Below are 23,234 nucleotides of genomic sequence, written 5' to 3' on the forward strand. Positions count from 1 at the left end.
AAGCAAGCCGTGCTGACCAGACCACCCTGAGTTTACCCTCATGGTAGCCGTTATTTGAGTCACGACACCCCGGAATGCGAAGCTAGTTCCCTGCCCTGTCATTTGCAATTAAACAGTTTTAAGGTCACTGAAACAGTGTTGCAAGTCTAAAAAGCTCTTATAACTGGTCGAAGCTAACATTACCCCAGAAATGGGAGGCTCTTTGGAGCAAAACATTATGCGTACAGAGTTGGGAAATTTGAATCGGTAATTGTCCCGTTGAAAGTACACCACAAAAGTACCCCGAATTTCCTAACTCCAAGGCGGTAATGAAACTTACCGGGTATTCTTATGACGGCAACTACGCCTTGTCACTTACGGCTCTCACTACTGCCATTCAGCTTAAAATAAAGATACATTATCTTTAAGAAAATACAAGAAACTTTAGATGAGGGTGAAATAATATCTCACCCAAAGTCCAAGCAGCACGAGGGAAAGAACCCGCTATGTTTGAACACTTCACTTCCGAAGCCATTAGGGTAATTATGTTAGCCCAGGAGGAAGCACGACGACTGGGACACAACTTTGTAGGAACAGAACAAATTCTCCTGGGTCTAATGGGAGAAGGAACAGGTGTTGCTGCTAAGGTGCTGGCTGAGTTGGGTGTTACCCTGAAAGAAGCCCGTCGGGAAGTAGAAAAAATAATTGGCCGGGGTTCTGGGTTTGTCCCACCGGAAATTCCTTTTACCCCGAAAGTAAAAAGCCTGTTTGAGCAATCTTTCCGAGAAGCTCACGGTCTTGGACATAATTACATAAACACTGAACACTTATTATTAGGTTTAACTGAGGCTGGTGAAGGAGTCGCCGCCAAAGTATTACAAAATCTAGGAGTGGATTTACCAGTTATCCGTTCCGCTGTGATGAGCCGATTGGGTGAAGATACAGCGGTTGTCACTGGTGGTAGAAGTAATTCCCAGCGCAATCAAAATTTATCCATAGAGGCGTTTGGCAGAAATCTCACCAAACTGGCTCAGGATGGCAGGCTAGACCCGGTAGTTGGTCGCCAGAAGGAAATTGAAAGAACTGTGCAAATTCTCGGTCGGAGAACCAAAAATAACCCGGTTTTAATTGGAGAACCAGGGGTTGGTAAAACAGCGATCGCTGAAGGTTTAGCGCAACGTATTATCAATCAAGATGTCCCCGAAATTTTACTTGATAAGCAAGTAATTAGTTTGGATATGGGGTCTGTGGTAGCGGGAACTCGTTTCCGGGGTGATTTTGAGGAACGCCTCAAAAAAATCATGGAGGAAGTCCGCAGCGCCGGAAACATCATCTTAGTGATTGATGAAATTCATACCTTAGTGGGTGCAGGTGGCACAGAAGGCGGTTTGGATGCAGCTAATATCCTGAAACCGGCTTTAGCACGGGGTGAACTCCAGTGCATTGGTGCTACTACCTTAGATGAATATCGTCAGCACATCGAGCGTGATGCGGCTTTAGAGCGGCGTTTCCAGCCAATTTTGGTGGGAGAACCATCGGTAGCCGAAACTATTGATATTCTCTATGGTTTACGCGGTGCTTATGAACAGCATCATAGAGTCAATATTACGGATGAAGCAGTAGTTGCGGCGGCTGAATTGGCAGATCGTTATATTAGCGATCGCTTTCTACCCGACAAAGCCATTGACTTGATTGATGAAGCTGGTTCTCGCGTGCGTTTACGTCACTCGCACATTGCGAATAACAAAGAACTCAAACGGGAATTAACCACCGCTACCAAAGCCAAATCGGAAGCCATTAGAGTTCAAGATTTTAGCAAAGCTGGTAAATTGCGGATACAAGAATTAGAACTACAAACCAGACTTGATTTAGAAGAAAATCAGGAAACTGTCAACGCTCCCCTTGTCAACGAAGAAGACATTGCTCAAATTGTCGCTTCTTGGACTGGTGTTCCCGTTAACAAACTGACTGAATCTGAATCTGAATTACTTTTACATCTTGAAGACACTTTACATACAAGATTGATTGGACAAGAACAAGCAGTTACATCGGTTTCTCGCGCTATTCGTCGCGCCCGTGTCGGCTTAAAAAGTCCTAATCGTCCCATTGCTAGTTTTATCTTTTCTGGACCAACTGGTGTCGGGAAAACCGAATTAGCTAAAGCCTTAGCGGCTTACTTCTTCGGGGATGAAGAATCAATGGTACGTTTAGATATGTCCGAATACATGGAAAGCCACAACGTTTCCAAGTTGATTGGTTCACCTCCTGGTTATGTAGGATACGATGAAGGCGGACAATTAACGGAAGCTGTACGGCGCAAACCCTACACAGTGTTGCTATTCGACGAAATCGAAAAAGCGCATCCCGATGTATTCAATATGCTGCTGCAAATCTTGGATGACGGTCATCTTACGGATGCGAAAGGTCGGAAAGTAGACTTCAAGAATACATTAATTATCTTGACTTCTAACATTGGTTCTAAGGTAATTGAAAAAGGTGGTAGTAGCTTAGGGTTTGAGTTTGATAATGCAGCAGAAGCTAGTTATCATCGGATTCGTAACTTGGTTAACGAAGAACTCAAAGCATATTTCCGTCCCGAATTCCTCAACCGTGTTGATGATATTATCGTCTTCACTCAACTCAACAAAGATGAGGTCAAGCAAATTGCTGAAATCATGCTGCGTGATGTTGGTAGTCGTCTCAAAGAGAAGAATATCACTTTAGAAGTGACGGAAGCTTTTAAAGAGAAGGTTGTCCAAGAAGGCTATGATCCTAGCTACGGTGCTAGACCATTACGCCGCGCTATTGTGCGTCTGTTGGAAGATTCTCTGGTTGAAGCGATCTTATCTGGGGAAATTGCAGATGGAGATAAGGCTATTGTGGATGTAGATGATGATGGACAGGTAAAGGTTAGAAAATCGGAAACCCGTGAGTTGTTATTAACTAATGTTGGTTAATTACGGATTTCAATAATATCAGTAATTTATTTGGTGGGTGACTTTATTGTTAACCCACTTTTTTTTATGGGTTTTTACGGGAGAATATGGATTAAACGAACCACAGAGGCACAGAGGACACAGAGGAAGACGGAATATAAACTAACTCGTAAGTTTCAAAGCAGTGGCTAAAATATCATCATCAGATTCTATCTTATCTAAATTATCCACCTTCATTTGTTCCATAATTTGACGATGAGTGATTTCATATTGAGCATCTACTAAAGTATGTGCTATTTGATAGGTGATTTTTTGCCAATCTTCTGGTGAAGCTATTATCTCTATATGTTGCAATGCTGTATAAGCCTCTGCTGGTAGCTTTGGTAAAAACTTTAAAGCTAAATTAATATTTTGTGTTGGTATTTGTTCTGCTATTTTAGATAAATCTATCATGGCTTTATTGTTAACACACTTTTTTAATCTTATTAAAGTGGATTTATTAGGAAAAGGTCAATATTCTCATAGCTAAACTTCTAAACATTCCAAGAAAGAATTAACACCAAGCAATCTTATACCATAAGCTTCCATTTCTAGTCTCAGCGTATCATCAGCACGTAAATCATCATCTCCAGATACAATCAAGTTTGCTTCACCATCAATAGCTGTAGCTAGTATAGGTAAATCTTTAATATCTCGACAATTTGGCGGAATTGTTGTAGCTTCAACCCATATTGAACGGTATTTTAACTGCTGTTCCAGTCGAATAGCTTGATTTTCATCTATTCGTTGTTTTAATCGAGGCCGATTCCATACGTCATGAAATTCATCCAGTAAAGGTTGACTCATCAATAACTGGAATTTGTGATCATTAAATGCTGCTAAAATTGGTAATGTGACTCGCCCTCTCAATAAAATGCGAATCCAAATATTAGTGTCAATGACTACCCGAAATTTCATGTTTGGCGGTTTTGCTGACGCACAGCTTTGATTTCTGCCATAATATCATCATCTGTAATATCATCAATTGGTGGTTGGGAGTATAATTCTTGAATTAAAGCTGTCAAATCAGCAGCTAAATCAAATTTTATCAATGCTTGAGCTACTATTGCTCGTTCTTGCGGTTGTAATTGTTGTACAGCCGTAATTAATTGTTCTAAGGTAATCGGGACTGATATCATCATCTAATTTCCCAAGTCATTATTTAAGATTATAAATTATTTACAGTATTTTGCATAACTTGGATGTGAAAATTATTAACTTTGTCTATATAGTCGAGTAGAGGGATTATCAAATATTATTAATTTTATATGTTATTTGGCTGGGGAGCATTTTTTATTTGTTCAAGATCACTAATAATTTTTTGCAAATATTTTTTGTTTGCAAGACTTAATATGTATCCACTCATTTTCCCTTCTCTGTGAATAACTTCTGCTAATAATAACTTTTGAACCTCTTTAAGAAAATCCAATTCATCAACTAATTTTTCAACAATACCTCTATACTTATACCTTTCTTGCAACAAATAAAATAAGTAATTTATCTTCTCATTAGAAAGCATGAAAACTGTTTTCATAAAGTCTTTAGGTGATAAATATTTGAAAATAGGAAAGTTATAATATGTTTCTTGAAAAATATCTAAATAGTTTGACGAAGGTATACAAATTAGGGGGCGCAACTCATTAATATTATTTTGCATAACCTTCAATAATTTATTTGCTTCATTAGGCATATTTTGAAGCATTACTTCTTTTTTACATTGCTCAATATAATTCTCAAAATCTTTAAACTCTTGAGAATCTTTAGATGGAAAAACAAGTCCCATATAATTATCGAATATCTCATCACGATATTTTATATCTAGCTTCCCAGACATCTTTAATTCATCAATATATTTTTTTGATTCATCAATAATATCTGGCTTATTTTTGCTATATACTCCAGTATCAGAAAACAGTAAAAATAATCCAGTAATATGTTTAATTATGCCAATGTCTTCAAATTTTCTCTTTTTGTATTCTGACTCTACTTGATTAAGTATTTTTTCAAACTCTTCATCTGTATGTCTAGTATAGTACCACAGTTTCAACCAATTAGGAGTATTTTCATCTTCAAAATATTTGCTATTTGGCATTAATTTTTCTAAAGTATCTTGATCCACAATGCCTTTATCAAAAAAATTTTCCCACCATAATAAACTAGGAAAGGGACTATTGAGAATTAAATTTACAAAACCATATCTTTCAAAAGTTTGCAACCATGAAATTTCATCTTTGATATTATTTTCTTGTAAATCAGCAGTTGCATGATATTTTTTTATTTCTGAAGATGCATATTCTTTACTTATTTTATCTGATAACTGACTAATATCTTCTGCTTTGAGTCTTGCACTAGAAATTTCAATTGAAAAAATTGTTAATAATTGTAAAATCTCCTCCAATAAATCGGATTTTTTCTGTGCCTCTTCTGATAAAATATTAAATATTCTTTCAAAGTCTAAACTAATTTGATTCAAAAATCTTAAATTTTTACACTCTGCCTTTATAAATAGTTCTTGAATAAGATTAAGATTATTTAGTAAAATATATTTGATTTTATGGTGTTCTATTTGATTTATAAAATCATTTAATGCTCCTGAAAAATCAGGAAATATTTCAAAAGTCTTACCAATTAACTTTTCTTTTATTCTTTTATATTCTTCTTGTTTGATATTAATTTGATCTTCATTCGCAATTATGACTACTTTTAAATCCTGCGATTCTACAAAGCTACTAATATATCCCAAAATATTTGCAATGTTTATGCTGCAACGCTCCAAATCATCAAATATTAAAAGATCAAAATTAGAATCCTTAAATTTATCAGGAATGTTTATATCTGGAATAGAAATATTCCACGTTCCATCATCTTTACCATCATGATTTAAATCAATTTTTAACGCACCTTTTAAAAGCCCTTTAAAGACTTTTCCTGCTAATACCATTCCCTTAGATGAACGGAAAGGGTGTAATTGCTGGAAAAGAGATTCTTCTATTTCTGAATATTTACTAACTCCATATAGACTGACATATAAAGATTTTTTTCCTTGTTCTTCTAGCTTCTCACGATATTGATTTATAAACCATGTTTTACCAGACCCCCATTTCCCTTTAAGTAAAATAGCGAATTTAGGAGAATGACGTAATGCACAATAATAATTTAAGTAGTCTTCAACATGATGATTAATTGATGTATTTGCTTGAGACATATCCAATCTCCTGATAAAGTGAATAAATAACTTTTTTAGCGCATTCATTTTTAATTATTTTGGATAATCGTCCTTACATCTGCTTCATTGCCTGATGTAGCAACTTATATACCCGTTAACATAATAATCATATACAAGCGTAGTTGTAAATACTTTCCTAGTTTATTTTTTGTTTACTTTCATTGCTAAGTACATATTTTGTGTCACAAAACTTCAATGAAGATCATGAACTTTGAATAAGTATCATTTTTTATGTAATATTCTTTGATTCTTGTTGTAAATATTCAAATACATTTAATTACTTGAACCTTCCGACCAAGAAACAGAGTAAGTATAGTCACCATTTTCCCAAGTCAAGGAAATAAGCCTATTGTTAATATAGATGATGATGTAATCAGAATTATTTCAGCCCGTAAAGCCACACGCAAGGAGCGAGAATATTATGAAGATTGAAACATTAAAACAACGCTTAGACAAAAATCGCCCCATGATTACGGTTACTCTAAGAATACCAGAAGATGTAGTAGAAGAATTGAAACAACTTGCACCCATACTTGGTTTTTCTGGTTATCAACCCTTAATTCGAGCATACATTGGACAAGGAATGAGAGCAGATTTAGAAAAGTTAGAAAATAATACAGTTAATGCTTTAATTGCTAGTTTAAAACGACATGGTGTGAGTGATGATATTATTCATGAAGCATTAAATGAAGTTGTTAATAAATAAGTAAAATAGCTGAAATTAACAGTCTAATATTTCCCTAACAACGCTCTTTAAATCTACGTCAGCAGGGCGTTTTGTGAACTGTTCATGACTATAAATCCACACAGGCTTAATTACACAAATTTCCGAATTGACTAAATACATCAATCTAATTTGTCCAGAAGCACCTTTAGCAAATCTCAATTCCAATTTATGAAACGTCAATCCTTCTGGTAAATCAATCTTACCAGGTAACGGTTCTTGGCGGGAATTTGGAGGATATTGATCTGCAATCAAATCTTCCAATACTTCTACAATCAATTCAACAAAAGCATCTCCATGAACTTTTCTCAGTTTTTTGAAAGAACGTTTAAAATTTTCGGATTCTTCAATCGAGAAGGGAATTAAGCCAGTCACGCACTTCTCCTTTCTTGATTCTAGTTGATGATTCCGAAGTACAAGCGTCCTTCACAAGTTCAGACATTATAGGTTGATAAGCAGGATGATCACGTTCTATTAAGTCTAATTTTTGATGACCTAATGCTTTCAAATCCTCCAGCAAAATCGGCTTAGTTGAGCTTGCTTGGGGTAGTAAACCCTTACGAGCTTTTTTCCAAGGAAACTCCAAATGAGTCATATCACTCAGCAAATAGGCGTGATAACCTCCAAAATTTTCCCACACTTCTTCGAGAAGTTTTTTCTGATCATCAGGAATTTGTAACAATAATTCTTGACTAGGAACAGGTAATTGATTAGCTTCAAATTCACTATAAAATCTATAAGCAGGAGGACACACAGGACCGTATCGCCATGCTTGAATTTCTTCTGCAAATAACGGTTCATCGTACATCGCCAAATGTAAGCTTTGTGAATAATACAGAAGCTTCTGAACTTTCATATTAGTCATTTCTGCTTCCATACTGTCTTCGTAGGCTCTCGCAATAAAGTAACGAGCTGCATTGAGACAATCAATCATAATCAGACTCGCAAATCAAAATAGAATGAATATCTGAAAAAATTTTCAAGCTTACTTACATATAATATTATAATCTGGGATTACCAAATTAGTATAATTTTACTAAAAATTAAATCTGGCTATACTTTGATAGAAACCCTAGACCTTAGTTAGTAACAATAGTTATCTTTTATCAGAGGATGATTTTAAATTGTTGAGAGATATTGATACAAGTTTAAATAAACTCACTATTCTACCAGCAGCGAGGTAAAGGCTATGACTCTTGTTAAAGTCAATCAAAGACACTTCCCAAAAGGGGATCTTACCCGTCGAGGTATGGCCTTAGCTCTTGACTTCTTCTGTGCATGGTTCCTGAGTTCTATTTTCAGAAGTAATCAAATCGGGATTCAATTTACCCAAATCTTTGTTTTTATTTTTGCTTGGCTAATTTTCCGCGTCATCATAGTTTACAACAATCAAGGACAAAGTTTAGGCCGTTGGGCATTTGATTTAAAGATCCTAGAAGTTGCAAATGGCGAAATAGTCAATAGAATCCCCCAATTTCAGACCTTATTACTGCGAGAAGGGATTATTTGCTTTTCTAGCTTGTTATTATCCATTTTCTTGGGGAATATCATCCTCAATCCCGCTGCTGTCGTCCTATTACTTCCCCTGATCATTGACGGCGGTGCAGCTTTATCCGATACTCAGATGCGACAGGCATTCCATGACCGCTTTTTTCGGACTATCATAGTTTCTTCCCGTCGGGGTTATTCATTAGATATAAAAATTAAACGGTTAGTTGCAAAATTTCCACGAAATATGAGATAATAACCATTTGTGTTAATTATCTCCAGGCTTTACAGTTTCTAAGATTATGGCTAAGAGTAAAGGTGCGCGCATAATAGTGACACTAGAATGCACCGAGTGTCGAACAAATCCAGATAAACGTTCACCTGGCGTATCCCGTTATACCAGTACCAAGAACCGTCGGAACACAACCAACCGCTTAGAACTGAAAAAGTTCTGTACCCACTGCAACAAACACACAGTTCACAAGGAAATTAAGTAAGAATGAGTTACTATCGTCGTCGCCTTTCTCCAATTAAGCCCGGAGATCCCATTGATTACAAAGATGTAGATTTGTTGCGGAAGTTTCTCACCGAACGTGGTAAAATATTACCTCGGAGAATCACCGGTTTAACCTGTCAGCAACAACGCGCTCTGACTCTAGCCATTAAACGCTCTCGAATTGTGGCTTTATTGCCCTTCATTAACGCCGAAGGTTAAGAATATTTTGGATTTTGGATTTTGGATGATCATCCAAAAAAGTAGCAGTTGCATGGATATGCCCAGTTACTTTGAGTCCAAAATCTAAAATTTAATATTTAATGTTAGGAAATTGCTAAAAACATTTAATTAATTCATTCTCAAAAATGGTACGATATCGCTAAATTTGAGGATGGAATTCTAAACTGGAATAGCATTTCTCACAGCAAATTATTAAATAAAGGATTAAATACCCGTTATTTAATCCAGAATTTCCAGTCTAAAAATCTCAAAATATTAAAATTAAAGTGCGACAGTTGTGGATAAGGGGACGTTAGTTGAATTTAGGGTTAAAGGCGATCGCCGTCTTGGAGTGATAGATCGTCCAGACGGTAAAACTAGTTGGTTTGTAGTAGATGAACGTGGTCAATCCCATAACATCAAAAATAACCAATTTACCTACACGGTTAACGGACAAACCTATAAACCAGGGGAAATCGCTGAGTTTTTAAGTCAAGTTCAGCCTTATCTAGATCCATCAAGTCTGGAAATAGCTTGGGAACTACTGATTGAAGATGGAGAAACTGTCACTCCTAGCCAATTGGCAAATCTCCTATTTTCGGAATCCACACCTCCCCAGTGTTATGCAGCCCATTGTTTGTTATCAGAAGATAAACTCTATTTCAAACAAAAAGGAGACGCTTACGAACCCCGCAGCGCAGCGCAAATAGCAGAACGCAAGCACCAGATTCAAGTAGAATCACAAAAAGCCAAGGGACAGCAGGAATTTTTAGCCCGGATAGAACAGGCGCTCCAGGGACAAGTGGTAGAATGGCAACGACTGGATCGCCAGCGTTTAGACGCATTAGAAAAGTATGCGACTTTGCTGGCGGATGTGGTGATGCTAAAAATAAATTACGACTCTTTAGCTCGTGCTTGTCCGCCTCCAATCTCAGTATTAGAAACTATGAATATGCTGGGACGTTCTGCTACGCCCCAGGCGGCCTTTCAACTCTTGATAGATTTGGGTTTGTGGACTTCCCACGAAAACCTGTTCCTGCGCCGTTCATCAATTTCCGTTCAATTTCCTCATCAGGTATTAGAAGTGGCGCAAGAATGTTGGGATTTTCCTCCTACAGATTTAGATACAAACCGTCTCGATCTCACACATCTCAAGGTATATACCATTGATGATGAAAGCACTACAGAAATAGACGATGGTTTGAGTTGGGAGATATTACCAGATGGTAAGGAACGGTTATGGGTGCATATTGCTGACCCAACGCGGTTATTAATGCCAGATGATGAGTTGGATTTGGAAGCCAGAAAACGGGGCAGTACGGTATATTTACCAACAGGGATGATTCCCATGTTCCCAGAGGTGTTGGCCACAGGTCCCATGAGTTTAATTCAGGGGAAAGTCTGTTGCGCCCTCAGCTTTGGGGTGATTTTAGATGCAGTTGGGGCTGTGGAAGATTACTGTATACACACTGGTTTAATTAAGCCTACCTACCGCCTCACCTATCAAGATGTGGATGAGATGCTGGAGTTGGGAGTTCAAGCAGAACCAGAAATTGAGGCGATCGCTAATTGGGCAAAAATCCGCAAAACTTGGCGTTATAGTCAAGGTGCTATCAGTATCAATATGCCCGAAGCGATGATCAAAGTCAAAGACGATGATATCAATATTGATGTTTTAGATGATTCTTCCTCCCGCCAATTAGTCGCAGAAATGATGATTCTTGCTGGAGAAGTTGCCGCCCGTTACGGACAAACTCATAATATCCCGCTGCCCTTTCGCGGCCAACCCCAACCAGAATTACCTCCAGAGGAAGAACTGCTCCTGCTTCCAGCCGGTTTTGTTCGTTCCTGTGCGATGCGACGCTGTATGCCTAAAAGCGAAATGAGCATTACACCAGTGCGCCATGCTGGTTTGGGTTTAGATACCTACACTCAAGCTACTTCCCCCATTCGTCGTTATAGCGACTTACTCACCCACTTCCAATTAAAAGCGCATTTACGCGGCGAAGGTTTACCCTTCTCTGCTGAACAACTCAAAGAAGTGATGATGACGGTCAGCAGCATCACTCAAGAAGCAACAATGGTGGAACGACAAACTAATAGATATTACGCTTTAGAATATTTACGTCGTCATCCTGAACAAGTTTGGCAGGTAACGGTATTAATGTGGTTACGAGAAGATAGCAATTTAGGACTAATTTTATTAGAAGATTTGGGTTTACAATTGCCTATGTCCTTCCGGCGTTCTGTCAGTTTGGGAGAAAATTTATTAGTGAAAGTTAGTTTGGCTGATCCCCAAAAAGATATGATTCACTTCCAGGAAATTATGTATCAGGAAGCCCAATCAGTTACGAATTAGGATAGGTTATGTTTCGCGCCCAGTCGCAAAGGAGCAAAGGCGCAAAGTTGGAGAGTTTCCATTTCAGACGGCTATTAAACAATAATTATCAGGAAGTTAGGAAATGAATAAGTTTACTTTCGCTCTCATTTTGTTTAATAGTCTATTTGTTTCCATAGAAACTGCTGATGCTAAATCATTAATAAATAATCATGATAATTCAAATATAGAAATAGAGAGACAAACCACTAATGTGGATAAAATTGTTCAACAATTAAAACTACCATCTTCCAAAATAGCAGTTATTGATCAAAATCATCAGGTAAAAATACAAAATTTTGTTTGGGTATTTAAGGATTTAAAGGAAGTAGGAAAACAGCCATTTCTTCAAGTTAAGAAGGAAACAGAGAAACCAAAAACTAAACCTGAATCCAATTCTAAATCACCGAAAGAAGATGAATTAGAAGATTTTACAGAACTTACCAAAGATACTCAAAAATCAGAGGGAATCTTTACTATTTATCGTCATAAGCATAAAAATAAAATCTATCTGGAAATTAAACCAGAACAACTCCAAAAAAACTTTATAGCAAACTCAACTTTAGAATCGGGAATTGGTGAAAAAGGTATTTATAGTGGAATGCCATTACAAGATTTCTTATTCTACTTTCAAAAGGTAGATAATCAAATCCAGTTTGTGGTTCGTAATGTCAATTTTCGGACTCGTGAAGGAGATCCCCAAGCCAGATCAGTAGCAAGATCATTTAGTGATTCTGTTCTTTACACTATTCCTATTAAGAGTATTAATTCACAAGGAAAAACTATTCTTATTGATTTAGGTGATTTACTACTCACAGATTTGGCAGGATTATCTACTAATTTAGAATTAGCTGTTAGTCCCGATCAAGGTTATCTTGGTAATGCGAAAGTATTTCCCAATAATTTAGAAATTGGGACGATTTTCAATTTTGCTAATGGTGGCAAGAATTCGGATGTTTTACCAGATAGTCGCGGTTTTACCTTAAAGGTACATTATAGTTTATCGGAATTACCAAAAACTAAATATCAACCTCGGTTAGCTGATGAACGGGTAGGTTATTTCCTCACAGCTTATCAAGATTTATCTAAAGATGAACGGAGAGATACTTTTGTTCGTTATATTAATCGCTGGAATTTAGAAAAACAAGATCCCACAGCCGCAATTTCTCCACCGAAAAAACCGATTGTTTTTTGGATTGATAATGCTGTACCTCTAGAATATCGTCAGTCTATCAAAGAGGGAATTTTGATGTGGAATCAAGCCTTTTTGAAAGCAGGATTCAAGGATGCTATTCAAGTTCAACAAATGCCTGATAATGCTACCTGGGACCCAGCCGATATTCGCTATAATACTATCCGTTGGATTAATACTGTAGATGGTTTTTTTGCGATGGGTCCATCCCGTGTTAATCCCTTAACTGGAGAAATTTTGAATGCAGATATTCTGATTGATGGTAGTTTTGTCCGATTATTAAAAAATGATTATCGGCAAATTATTCAACCTCAAAATTCACAAACTAGCACTTCTTTATCAACATTGGTCAACAATGGGCGTTTGTGTGGCAAAGGTAATCAAAAATCTCCAAAATCATTAGGCAATTTGTCTAAACTAGCGACAGATTATGATTTATGCTATGGCATGGAAGCATCTAATCAGTTGGCTTTTGGTTCTTTAGCAATGTCAATGTTAGGAAATACTACACCAAGTCCAGAGCAGTTAAAAGATTATATCCATCAATATTTACGTTTAATTATTACCCATGAAGTTGGTCATACTTTAGGTTTGCGTCATAATTTCCGTGGTAGTACCTTGCTCTTTCCAGAGGAGATGAATAATCCAGAAATTACGCAGACTAAAGGAATGACAGCATCGGTTATGGATTATATTCCCCCAAACATTGCCCCTAATGGTGTCAAGCAGGGAGATTATTTTCCACAGCAGGTGGGACCCTATGATGAATGGGTAATTGAGTATGGTTACACTCCCAGTCAAGCGTCAACTACCATGGGAGAAAAGTCGTTTTTAGCAGCAATTGCTGGAAAATCTAACCAACGAGAGTTGAGTTATGCTCCTGATGAGGATTTATCTAATAGTGATCCGACGGTGAATCCTTGGGATCATAGCAGTAATGTATTGGTTTATTCTCATTCACAATTGGCTAATGCGCGGCGGATGTGGGAACGATTAAATCAGGGATATGCTATAGATGCAGAAAATTCTAGCGATGTAGAAGAGCGTTTTAATACCATCCTCAGAAATTATTTACAGAATTTATACTATACCAGTAAATACATTGGTGGACAGTCTTTTTACCGAGTTAAACCAAATGATACTAAAGGACAATTACCATTTGTCCCTGTGCCGGTAGAACAACAGCGACAAGCATTGATGACAATGCAAAAGTATGTTTTTGCGGAAGATGCTTTGAAATTTCCCCCGGAATTACTGAATAAATTAGTACCTTCACGGTGGCTACATTGGGGGACTAATATTCAAATCGGACGGTTAGATTATCCAATTCATGATTTAGTGTTGTTGGTGCAGACTGCGGTGTTACGGGATTTATTGGCAAGCGATCGCTTAACACGGATTAAGGATCTAGAATTAAAAAGTGAAACAGGAAAATCTCTCACCTTGCCAGAATTATTTGATACTTTACAAACTGGGATTTGGTCGGAAGTTTTGCAACCTAAAGGCAAATTAAAAATTTCCAGTTTGCGGAGAGGTTTACAACGGGAATATCTAAATGTACTGATGGGAATGGTGTTGCGAAAAGAAGCTACTCCTGAAGATGCCCGTACTTTAGCCTGGTATAAACTCAAGCAATTAAATAATCAATTAAAACGGGTGAACTCTGAAGATGAATATACACAGGCTTTTTTATTGGAAACACGCGATCGCATTGAGAAAACCTTAAATGCACCACTAGTAGGGAATTAATTTTTTTACTCTGCGTCCTCTGCGCCTCTGCGGTTAGATAAATTCCAGAGTTAATGGGCGCAGTTCCTGCGCCCTTACAGATTCTTTTTAATGATGGTGATGGTGGTGAGTAATAGCTGATTGTGAATTAACAGCCATTCCTTCCGTTTCCATCAACTCAGCAATATGTGCATTTGCCCATTCAGCAACCATAGCTAGAAATTGTGGATCATCATTAACACAAGCCATTTGTAAATAATCTACATCTGGATGTTGCTTTTCTAAATCATGAATAATGTGATGCACATCTAATAAAGTTTCATGATTTTCCGTGGCAAAACCAATGGGCATAAATAGCAACGCCTTTGCACCCAATTGAATCAAATTTTGAGCGGCTACTGTAGCATTTGGTTGAGTCCATTCAATTAATGGGGTATCGTGATTTAACCAACCCACAGAAATTAACGGATAATTGTTAATTAACTTGTTTCTAACTAACTCATACATGGCTTGACTTTCATCAATTCCCGATGTAAAACCTTTAGCTTTGTGGGGACAACCATGATTCATCAAGATAATCCCAATTTGCGACGGTAGATAACCTGTAGCCAAATCAGTATGAATTTTTTCTTCTACCAAATGCGCCATTAAATCAATATATTTTGGCTCATTGTAGAACGAAGGAATATATCTTTGGGCTTTGATCCAATGTTCATCACCATCAGCTAATTCTACCAGAGCATTATTTACTTGTTCAAGAGCAATACCACTGGTAAAAATGGAATCAACAACCAATAATGGATAAATCAGCAGTTTGCTAAAGCCTTGATCTTTAATTTCGGCTAAAACTTGATTTGGTAAAAAAGGAGCGCAAAAGTTAAAAGCTTTGAAAACTTGAACACCATTACCCCATTTATGTTGTAATTCGTGTTCAATACCCGCTCTTTGTCTTTCAAAAATGGCATTATGTGGGGAGATAAAATCATGATGTGTGTGTCCCCATTCATGACGATCAAATAATGCCAAAAGTTTGGCTAAAGGGGGATAAATCCAAGTAGGAACAGGAGCAAATTTAGCAGTCAGTAAATTTAAAGCTTGTTCGTTATAGTTAGCAAAATCTTCGTAGCTTTCGACTTCGCCATAGCCCATCAGCAATACGGCTACACGGTCTTTACTGGGTAGATGCTCGTGACTATGGGTAGCGTGCAGTTTTTCAGGGGTTGCAACCACAATGAGTTCCTCAAGATAACTAGAACAGGGAGACAAGCCTAGAGAATTACTAGATGATCTCTCTCAATTTGTAGCATAATATCCTATCCGGGGGGATAGGATAAAAATAAAAATAAAAATATACATCTCAGGTATTGAACGATCTTATTTATATTTATTGTCAGAATCAGGATATCCAGGATTTAAGGATGTACAGGATGTGGGTTTGTGTTTGGGGTTGTTGGTTGTCAGAATCAGGATATTCAGGATTTAAGGATTTACAGGATGTTGTAATTTATCTTTCTTGTGTGTGATAATTAATTGAAAAGTTAATTTATCGGGTGTGTTAGTGTTAGCATAACCCGCCATTTACCAAAAATCTAGATTCTGACAAATAGAGAAAAATCACAAGCCTGTAAATCCTGAATCAGACAAATAACTAAAGGTAAAATTATGACCCAAAACATGACCGAAAACATCGAGAAAAACGATATTCTCTATGAATGTGATTTTCTCGCATGGTGCGAAAGAACAGTCAACCAACTCAAAAATAAAGACATAGAAAATCTTGATTTTGATAATTTAATTGAGGAGATTGAAACATTGGGTAAAAGCGAAAGAAGAGAATTAAGGAATCGGTTATTAGTCTTACTATCTCATATTCTCAAACGGATATATGTTAATAGTGCTGAAAACTTCAACGGTTGGGAAATAACTATTATAGAACAACGTAAACAAATCCAAATATTATTAAAAGAATCTCCTAGTCTTAAACCCTATCTAGCGCAAATATTTACAGAGGTTTACCTTGATGCTGTAGATATAGTTTCTGTTGAATATAAACAAACTCAATTTCCAGAAACTTGGCAATTTGATTATAAAACAGATTTACTTTTATCTAGTAAATATTGGGAGTGAAAATCAATGGAAGATTAGATACCTCAACTTTTTATCTGACAATTTATAATCTGACAATTTATAATTAGTGCGTTTTTGGTGCATATCGTTCTAATTGGGCTAAAGAGCGGTTGTAATCCAAAACAGCAGTGACTCGATTACCTTCTGTTGTTGTGAGATCGTTTTCTGCATTAATCACATCAGTTTGAGTAGCAACACCAGATTGGAATCTTAGTCTTGCTAAACGTAAAGCCTCCCTAGCCAGTTCCAGCGCAGCATTGGCAGTTTGTACATTATCTAAATTAGACTTCTGTTGATAAAAAGCCTGTTCTACCTGAAATCGAACTTGCTTTAGCTGTTCAGAAAAGGAAACTTCGGCGATCGCTATATTAGCTCTAGCCTGCTCTGCTTTAGCTCTAGTTGCTCCACCACCAAATAAGTTCCAAGTTGCTTGTATTGACTGAGAATAACCATCACTAACATTTACTTGATCATCAAAATTATCTAATAAGTTATAGTTCAAATTAGAGCTAATTTGCGGACTACTGCTTGACAATGCCTGTCTCAACTGCTGCTCACTAATATTACGTTGTACAACTTGCTGCTTTAGCTCTGTTCGATTTTGATAAGCTAGGATAATACTGTCCTCCAATGTTTTGTTCCACAAACCAGCTATCTGCACAGCATCAGCCGCACTAATATTGACTAACTGGGATAAATTTAGCAGAGTAGCTAACTGACGGCGAGCAATTAGTTGTTGAGCAAATGCTTTAGTGAGTTGCTGTTGAGCATTAGCTAAATTCACTTGAGAGCGTAACTTATCAAAGCGAGTACCTACTCCAGCTCGTTCTAATGCTATTGCATCTCCCAAACTAGCTTGAGCATTCATCACCGATGACTGAAAAACGCGTACTTGTTCATCTGCTTGTTGCAAATTATAGTAATATAACTTAACATTCAAACGAATTGACGAGGATTTAATACCCAACTTATCAAACCACAATTGATATTCTGCTTGTTTAATGGTGGCTGTTCTTTTCCCAGAGGTATACAGGTCATAGGAAAGTTGCACTTGAGTATTGAAAGTCGTAGTATTCGGTAAATTATTTCCAAATGCTGTATTCAAAATTGTTTGTTGCTGAAGCAATGTATTTGTAGCATTTTGTCCATAACTCAGACTGGTGCTGATATTAACAGAAGGAAATAAAGATGCTTGAGCTTCTTTGAGAGCCTCTTGACTACGTTCTACCTGTAACAACGACACTTTTCTGTCATTATTATTACGTATTGCTAATTCCAGTGCTTGTTCTAAAGTAATTGGCACAGTTTTTTGAATTGTTATTTCCTCTGGTTTAGTAGGGAATAGCAAAGGATTGGAACTAGGATCAAGTTTATTAGGTACTTGTGCCATACTGAGTCCAATATTACTCAAAACTAGCACACAATTAATAGTTATGAATGCTCTGTAATCGTAGGGTAACATAATAATTACTTATTTTTTTTGAAACAAAGATAATATATTTTGATGTCTTAATTCTAACTCATGATTATTGACATCACAGTAATGAATTTAGCAAATTTTTATCTTGTCAACATTCCAAAGAAGTAGTTATAATATATCGTAATTATTCATTAACCCTCTAAAATTCTCGAAATCCTTGATTTATCGTTGATAAATATGGTGATGTAAATAGTTCAATATATCTACGGTCTTAATTAAGTATATACCATCAATTACGTATAAAATACTTTATATTCTTTTTTAAAAGATTAAGTAATGGACATTGAGGATAAGTAATCATCTATCCTCTTTCAGATGCTGCGATGGGTGAAGCCATAGCTTATTAGTGGAGAAAAAACGACATCTTATGTTAAAAAGACTTACAAAGTCTCAATCTATTGCTTCATAATCTTTAACAAACAGCCTCTTAAGTTGATAGCCTTTTCATTGATATTTGAAACCGCAAAATGAAACTAAATTATTTGCTTGGTGATGTGGTAATAGTAAGTATTTTGTTCCTAAGCTATCCTGGTTTTACCCAGACTCTAAACAATAATACTAATCAAGTACAAACAGAAAAAAACCTGTTTTTTGGACTTAGAATTGATGCTTCTCCTGTAAGTTATCGAGACAGATATTCAAAGTGGGGTGGTTACTGTAATGACTTCCTAAAAGATTTAGAAAAATGGATGAATAAAAATAATCCAAATAATAAAATACATATAGAATTCAAACAAGTATCTTTAAAAAAAATCAGATTTACAGGTTATGGAGATGACAATACACCTTTAATTGGAGAGTGTGGACCTAACACCATAACTAAAGACCGTAAAGTTGAGCTAAAAAATAAAAATGCTGATTTTTCTAAGTCTTTTGCTTGGACAGGAGCAAAGCTTTTGCTTAAGAACGAAAAAAAAGAATCTTTTTATCAGCTAGAGCCTTTTAAAGGAGAAACAATCGGAGTTTATGGGACGACTACAACTACAAATCCTCTAATAGGTTCAATTTATACATCAGCAAAAGAAGTTAAACCAGTTGATAGGAAAAATGCTTTTGACAAATTAAACTCTAATGAGATTAGTGCATATGCCTCTGATGAAATTATTTTAGAAGGTATGTTAAAGGATCTCGAAGATCAACATCCAGGTATTAGTCAACAATATTCTATTGTGCCTTATTCTAAACCATTAAGCCACGAGCCATACGGAATAATTATTTATAATCTCAAACAAAATCAAGATATTTTAGATAAAATAAATATTTTTTTGGAACAGACAAAAGCTCAAGAATTGAGAAAAAACAATCATCTAGATGATACTCAAAATAATTTTTTAGCGGAACTTTATGAACTTAATTATTATGAATCGGGATTTTTAATAAAAATTATCGCTGTAAGTATATTGCTTACTTTCCTTATGCTACTTTTTTTGAACAAGCTTACTCCCACAATAATAAACGGAAAAATTTTAGATGTACTTAAGAAAAAAGTTAATAAATTGGAACTTTCAAATAAGCAAAGCGATCATGTGGTTTTACCAATATTATCATTCGTAACAAAAATCTATACAATTGTATACAACGTAAAAAACATTAGCTTTTATGCACAAAACTATCAAAATCTAGGAGATACTATGTCGGAATCTTATCAATCTAAATATGATCAGAGAAATGCAAATAACCAATTTGTAGATAGAGCAGCATCAGGTAGTAATGTTACATTTAATCAAAATAATTATACTCCAGAACAGAAACAAACTCTTGCAGAAGCAGCAACAGAAATCCAACAACTTCTGAAACAATTGGAAACAGATAATCCTAGTGCTACTGAAGCAGAACAAATTTCTCATATTAAAGATAACACTACTCCTAAATTCCAGCGTCGTGCTGCTAGTGCTTTAAAAGCTGGTGGTGAAACTGCAATTGATGAGTTTATTCTTGATAACAAATATCTAAAAGTTATCAAATCAACTATTAAGGGCTGGGTACAACCAGATAGTTAGTTTTAGGAGATCGCTCCTTCCACTCCCTTTGTAGTGCGGGCAAGATGCTCGCTAGAATTATATAAACTAAATGCACAACAGCTTGTCATCCGGTAATAGGTTTTTCCTAATTTTACAAAAGTCCATTTTCCGCCCGTGCTTAGTGTAAACAATAAAAAAATCCCCTGAAAAGATGTAAAAACAATCCTTTCAGGGGAAAATTATCAACAACCTACGCCGGGTAAATTCTTAACCGCCGATTAGGTTCATCGCCAAAACTATCCGATTTGAGACGATAATGTTCCACCAACTCATGCTGCATTTTCCGCACTTGGGAAGAACGGGGTAATAACTCCACAGGCTGACCTTTAGGGATGACAATCTGCTCCACAGCAAGCCTCGCCTCCTCCAAAGCGTCCATTTCATCATCACCACCGTTGTGTAATAACAGTTGTAACTCTCGGTCATCGCCAATATCTGGATCATCAATATTCAGTAAGCGGCGGAGACTGCGAGTAATTTGGGGAATTGTACTAGACTTGATCACATGAATGGGTACATGACGAGCCTTAGCCATTTGTCTTAACTTAGCGTGATTCTTGACGTGCGATCGCAAAGCCAGAATAGCATCAGCACTATCCAAGTCCTTGGTCAATATCACTGGCAAAGTTAACACATTAATCACCTGTTCCAATTGCTGACGACTCACCCCATAGGGGTAAATGTGCAATGGTAAATCTTCCCCATTGGGACCTGCTTGTTTGCGGCTGGCAAAATCAAAACTTTCCGAGTAATTGAAAGATTCATCCAACAAACGGTCAAATTCACTGCGTCCCGTCGGTCTTTCCCGATCTAAAGATAAAGGTGGTAAAGCCACCATTTGTCCAGAAGAACGCCAACCATTAGGCTGAGCAGAGAGGAAAGATTCCTCCACATTAGTAATGTGACCATGGCCATTACCATTGCTATTGCCACCATTGACCACAGCCAACTGTCTAACAACGCCAACCTTGCCATTGTCATCAACAGTTCTCGTTTGTGGAGTCGGTTGACGACCACGTAACAAAGTATCAACCGTATCCGCCACACATTCATGAACTACCCAGCGTTGCCGTTCCAGCATCTCCACAGCAATCTCAAAAGTAGGTGGCGCTTTGCGTTCCAAAACTGTCTTTTGCGAACCACGCCGTCTAGCTTCATCATCTCCCAGCGTCACAGCCTGAATCCCCCCCACCAAATCAGACAGAGTGGGATTTTTAATCAGGTTTTCAATCTGATTACCGTGGGCAGTTCCTACCAATTGCACCCCCCGTTCGGCAATGGTTCGGGCTGCTAAAGCTTCCAATTCCGTGCCAATTTCATCAATGACAATGACTTCTGGCATATGGTTTTCCACAGCCTCAATCATGACTTGATGTTGTAATTCTGGCTTAGAAACTTGCATCCGTCTCGCCCGACCAATGGCTGGGTGAGCAACATCACCATCCCCAGCAATTTCGTTAGATGTGTCAATAATGACCACTCGCTTATTTAAGTCATCTGCCAACACACGGGCAATTTCCCTTAAAGCCGTGGTTTTACCAACACCCGGACGACCTAGCATGAGAATTGATTGACCAGTTTCCACCAAATCGCGGATCATGGCAATTGTTCCGAATACCGCCCTGCCGACCCGACAAGTTAAGCCAATAATCTTACCGCTACGGTTACGGATAGCACTGATCCGATGCAAAGTTTGCTCAATTCCTGCCCGATTATCCCCCCCAAAATTTCCCACTCGTTGAATGCAATCATCTATCTGTGCTTGAGTGACTGGTGTTTCGCTCAAATACTCAGCTACATGGGGAAACCGAGCTTCTGGACGACGGCCTAAATCCAAAACCACTTCAACTAAATTATCTCCATTAGGATGATGCTCTAGTTTTTCTTGAAGGTCTTGGGGCAAAATGTCTAACAACTTTTGGAGATCTTCTGTAATCGTCATGCTTTCTATTGGTGACTTGACGTTTTTAGAGATATGCTTGGAGCGATGAGCGCGACTGCTCAGACTTAATCTGGGAAACGAGAGTATGGGCAACCCTTACAGCCTCCCATAGTAATTCCGGTTCTGATTCCAGGCGAATATTGCCTTGACTATCAGTGTTAATCACCTCCTTTTTTTCTAACTGGTCAAGAATGGGTGACAGCAATACACGGGCGTAACTACCATAGGCAACCCCAGAGATAAAAGCTGGGGACTCTTTCCCCCCTGCTCCTCTGCTCCCCTGCTCCCCTGCCTCTTTCAGCAGTCCCATTCCCCTTAATTTAGGAACGGTGTAGCTATTAGTGCCGCCTGCTAACTGCACATATCCCGGTAGGTTTGCTGCCAAAACTTTTTGCCCCAATTTCACTGTGGCTATGGTTGTACCATCACCAATATCACCACTCATTGAACGTCCATCAGTTTGCCAAATTAAAAACTGGGGACGGGGGATAATTAAATCATAAATAGCTTTTAGGTAATTAATTAGACCTTCTCCATCGTTACAACTGATGGCTACTAACTTTAATTGATCTGCCCAAGGTGTCATCGCGTCCCATAACCGTTGGAATTCTGCCAACCGCCCCACTTGAGTATGAATTTCTACGGCTGCTATTCCCGTTGACATGATCAATGGTACGATCTCCCCTGGCGTTGACTCATAAGATTTTGTATAAATTATCCCATAAGGACAGATAGGAATGCAACGGCCACAGCCATAACATTTTTCAGCGATTACTCCAGAAAAATCATCTTTGGTATTGTTAAATAAAATTGCTTGGGCTGGACAAATTTTTTCACATGGTCTGGAACAATCGCGGGGACAGTCTTGAGAATTAAACTCAGCTTTCCGAAAATGGGGATCTTCGCCATCATTGAGACTGACCATCAACAAGGGCAAATTCCCTGTCAAGGCAAAGCCTCGCTTTTGGGCATTATATCTCAAGCTTTGGGCTACCAGTAAAGCTTCTTGGGTGGCGGCAATGACTGCCGGATCTGCTGCTACATCTATACAGTCAGCACCAGCCAAGGTGTAGGCTAATGTTAAGTTTCTGACCGCAGGAAGATGTTGGTAACTGGCTCCGCAAATTAATTTGAACCAGTTACCCTGTTGTAGGGATTGTAAAGGGGCTAATAAATCAGTCACATTTCCATTATGCGTTTATTCGACTGAAAATAGCAGCCTGTGATCAGGAAAATTTAGATTTTTTTGTTACTAGTTTT

The 23,234-nt window shown here is 37.5% G+C and carries 19 protein-coding genes; 9 read left to right on the forward strand and 10 right to left on the reverse strand.

Going from position 1 to position 23,234, the window contains the following annotated elements:
• Positions 1–485 precede the first annotated feature (485 nt).
• The gene (locus tag FJR06_RS10365) at positions 486–2,936 is read left to right on the forward strand and encodes an ATP-dependent Clp protease ATP-binding subunit (RefSeq protein WP_168651382.1); all 2,451 of its coding nucleotides are present in this window, start codon (positions 486–488) and stop codon (positions 2,934–2,936) included.
• Positions 2,937–3,077: 141 nt separating this feature from the next.
• Here the strand turns inward: FJR06_RS10365 and FJR06_RS10370 are convergent, their stop codons facing one another.
• From FJR06_RS10370 to FJR06_RS10385, 4 genes are all read right to left on the reverse strand, one after another.
• The gene (locus tag FJR06_RS10370) at positions 3,078–3,368 is read right to left on the reverse strand and encodes a hypothetical protein (RefSeq protein WP_015083494.1); all 291 of its coding nucleotides are present in this window, start codon (positions 3,366–3,368) and stop codon (positions 3,078–3,080) included.
• A 72-nt stretch (positions 3,369–3,440) separates the two neighbouring features.
• Positions 3,441–3,872 (reverse strand): putative toxin-antitoxin system toxin component, PIN family, encoded by a 432-nt coding sequence (locus tag FJR06_RS10375; protein ID WP_015083495.1) that lies wholly within the window; start codon positions 3,870–3,872, stop codon positions 3,441–3,443.
• On the reverse strand, positions 3,869–4,096 hold the full coding sequence (locus FJR06_RS10380; protein WP_015083496.1) for a hypothetical protein: 228 nt from the start codon (positions 4,094–4,096) through the stop codon (positions 3,869–3,871). Before FJR06_RS10380 ends, FJR06_RS10375 begins: the two co-directional genes overlap by 4 nt.
• A 122-nt stretch (positions 4,097–4,218) precedes the next feature.
• Positions 4,219–6,159 (reverse strand): P-loop NTPase fold protein, encoded by a 1,941-nt coding sequence (locus FJR06_RS10385; protein WP_015083497.1) that lies wholly within the window; start codon positions 6,157–6,159, stop codon positions 4,219–4,221.
• A gap of 442 nt (positions 6,160–6,601) precedes the next feature.
• On the opposite strand from FJR06_RS10385, the gene FJR06_RS10395 reads away from it, so the two are divergent.
• A complete protein-coding gene (locus tag FJR06_RS10395) occupies positions 6,602–6,886 on the forward strand; it encodes a hypothetical protein (RefSeq protein ID WP_015083498.1) in 285 nt (94 codons plus the stop codon).
• Positions 6,887–6,901: 15 nt separating this feature from the next.
• On the opposite strand, the gene FJR06_RS10400 is transcribed toward FJR06_RS10395, so the two are convergent.
• Entirely contained in the window at positions 6,902–7,279 is a 378-nt protein-coding gene (locus tag FJR06_RS10400; RefSeq protein ID WP_168651383.1) for a hypothetical protein, read from the reverse strand.
• Positions 7,251–7,838, reverse strand: a complete 588-nt coding sequence (locus FJR06_RS10405) for a Panacea domain-containing protein (protein WP_015083500.1) — start codon at positions 7,836–7,838, stop codon at positions 7,251–7,253. The genes FJR06_RS10400 and FJR06_RS10405 overlap by 29 nt, the downstream gene beginning before the upstream one ends.
• A 255-nt stretch (positions 7,839–8,093) precedes the next feature.
• Between FJR06_RS10405 and FJR06_RS10410 the strand changes: the two genes are divergently transcribed.
• The 5 genes from FJR06_RS10410 (at position 8,094) to FJR06_RS10430 (ending at position 14,425) form a co-directional block, all read left to right on the forward strand.
• Positions 8,094–8,648 carry an RDD family protein gene (locus FJR06_RS10410; protein WP_015083501.1) on the forward strand — a complete coding sequence of 185 codons (555 nt, stop codon included), beginning with the start codon at positions 8,094–8,096 and terminating at the stop codon, positions 8,646–8,648.
• A 46-nt stretch (positions 8,649–8,694) separates the two neighbouring features.
• The gene (rpmG, locus tag FJR06_RS10415; RefSeq protein ID WP_010998585.1) at positions 8,695–8,889 is read left to right on the forward strand and encodes a 50S ribosomal protein L33; all 195 of its coding nucleotides are present in this window, start codon (positions 8,695–8,697) and stop codon (positions 8,887–8,889) included.
• A gap of 2 nt (positions 8,890–8,891) precedes the next feature.
• A complete protein-coding gene (gene rpsR / locus FJR06_RS10420) occupies positions 8,892–9,107 on the forward strand; it encodes a 30S ribosomal protein S18 (protein WP_015083502.1) in 216 nt (71 codons plus the stop codon).
• 298 nt (positions 9,108–9,405) lie between these two features.
• Entirely contained in the window at positions 9,406–11,466 is a 2,061-nt protein-coding gene (locus FJR06_RS10425; RefSeq protein WP_168651384.1) for a ribonuclease R family protein, read from the forward strand.
• Positions 11,467–11,569: 103 nt separating this feature from the next.
• On the forward strand, positions 11,570–14,425 hold the full coding sequence (locus tag FJR06_RS10430; protein ID WP_168651385.1) for a zinc-dependent metalloprotease: 2,856 nt from the start codon (positions 11,570–11,572) through the stop codon (positions 14,423–14,425).
• Between the two features lie 87 nt (positions 14,426–14,512).
• On the opposite strand, the gene FJR06_RS10435 is transcribed toward FJR06_RS10430, so the two are convergent.
• Entirely contained in the window at positions 14,513–15,634 is a 1,122-nt protein-coding gene (locus FJR06_RS10435; protein ID WP_168651386.1) for a ferrochelatase, read from the reverse strand.
• Positions 15,635–16,066: 432 nt separating this feature from the next.
• Between FJR06_RS10435 and FJR06_RS10440 the strand changes: the two genes are divergently transcribed.
• The gene (locus tag FJR06_RS10440) at positions 16,067–16,531 is read left to right on the forward strand and encodes a DUF29 domain-containing protein (RefSeq protein WP_015083507.1); all 465 of its coding nucleotides are present in this window, start codon (positions 16,067–16,069) and stop codon (positions 16,529–16,531) included.
• Positions 16,532–16,595: 64 nt separating this feature from the next.
• Here FJR06_RS10440 and FJR06_RS10445 read toward each other — a convergent pair whose 3' ends face one another.
• Positions 16,596–17,951 (reverse strand): TolC family protein, encoded by a 1,356-nt coding sequence (locus tag FJR06_RS10445; RefSeq protein WP_371723777.1) that lies wholly within the window; start codon positions 17,949–17,951, stop codon positions 16,596–16,598.
• Positions 17,952–18,478: 527 nt separating this feature from the next.
• Here FJR06_RS10445 and FJR06_RS10450 point away from each other — a divergent pair.
• Positions 18,479–20,011, forward strand: a complete 1,533-nt coding sequence (locus FJR06_RS10450) for a transporter substrate-binding domain-containing protein (RefSeq protein WP_168651388.1) — start codon at positions 18,479–18,481, stop codon at positions 20,009–20,011.
• A gap of 211 nt (positions 20,012–20,222) precedes the next feature.
• Here FJR06_RS10450 and FJR06_RS10455 read toward each other — a convergent pair whose 3' ends face one another.
• Together FJR06_RS10455 and ldpA are read right to left on the reverse strand one after the other, a co-directional pair.
• Positions 20,223–21,974: a R3H domain-containing nucleic acid-binding protein gene (locus tag FJR06_RS10455; protein WP_168633489.1), complete on the reverse strand. Its 1,752-nt coding sequence runs from the start codon at positions 21,972–21,974 to the stop codon at positions 20,223–20,225.
• A gap of 25 nt (positions 21,975–21,999) precedes the next feature.
• A complete protein-coding gene (gene ldpA / locus FJR06_RS10460) occupies positions 22,000–23,157 on the reverse strand; it encodes a circadian clock protein LdpA (RefSeq protein WP_015083511.1) in 1,158 nt (385 codons plus the stop codon).
• Positions 23,158–23,234: the final 77 nt, after the last annotated feature.

This window comes from Dolichospermum sp. UHCC 0352 (genome assembly GCF_009711925.1).
Taxonomy (GTDB): Bacteria; Cyanobacteriota; Cyanobacteriia; order Cyanobacteriales; family Nostocaceae; genus Dolichospermum; species Dolichospermum lemmermannii.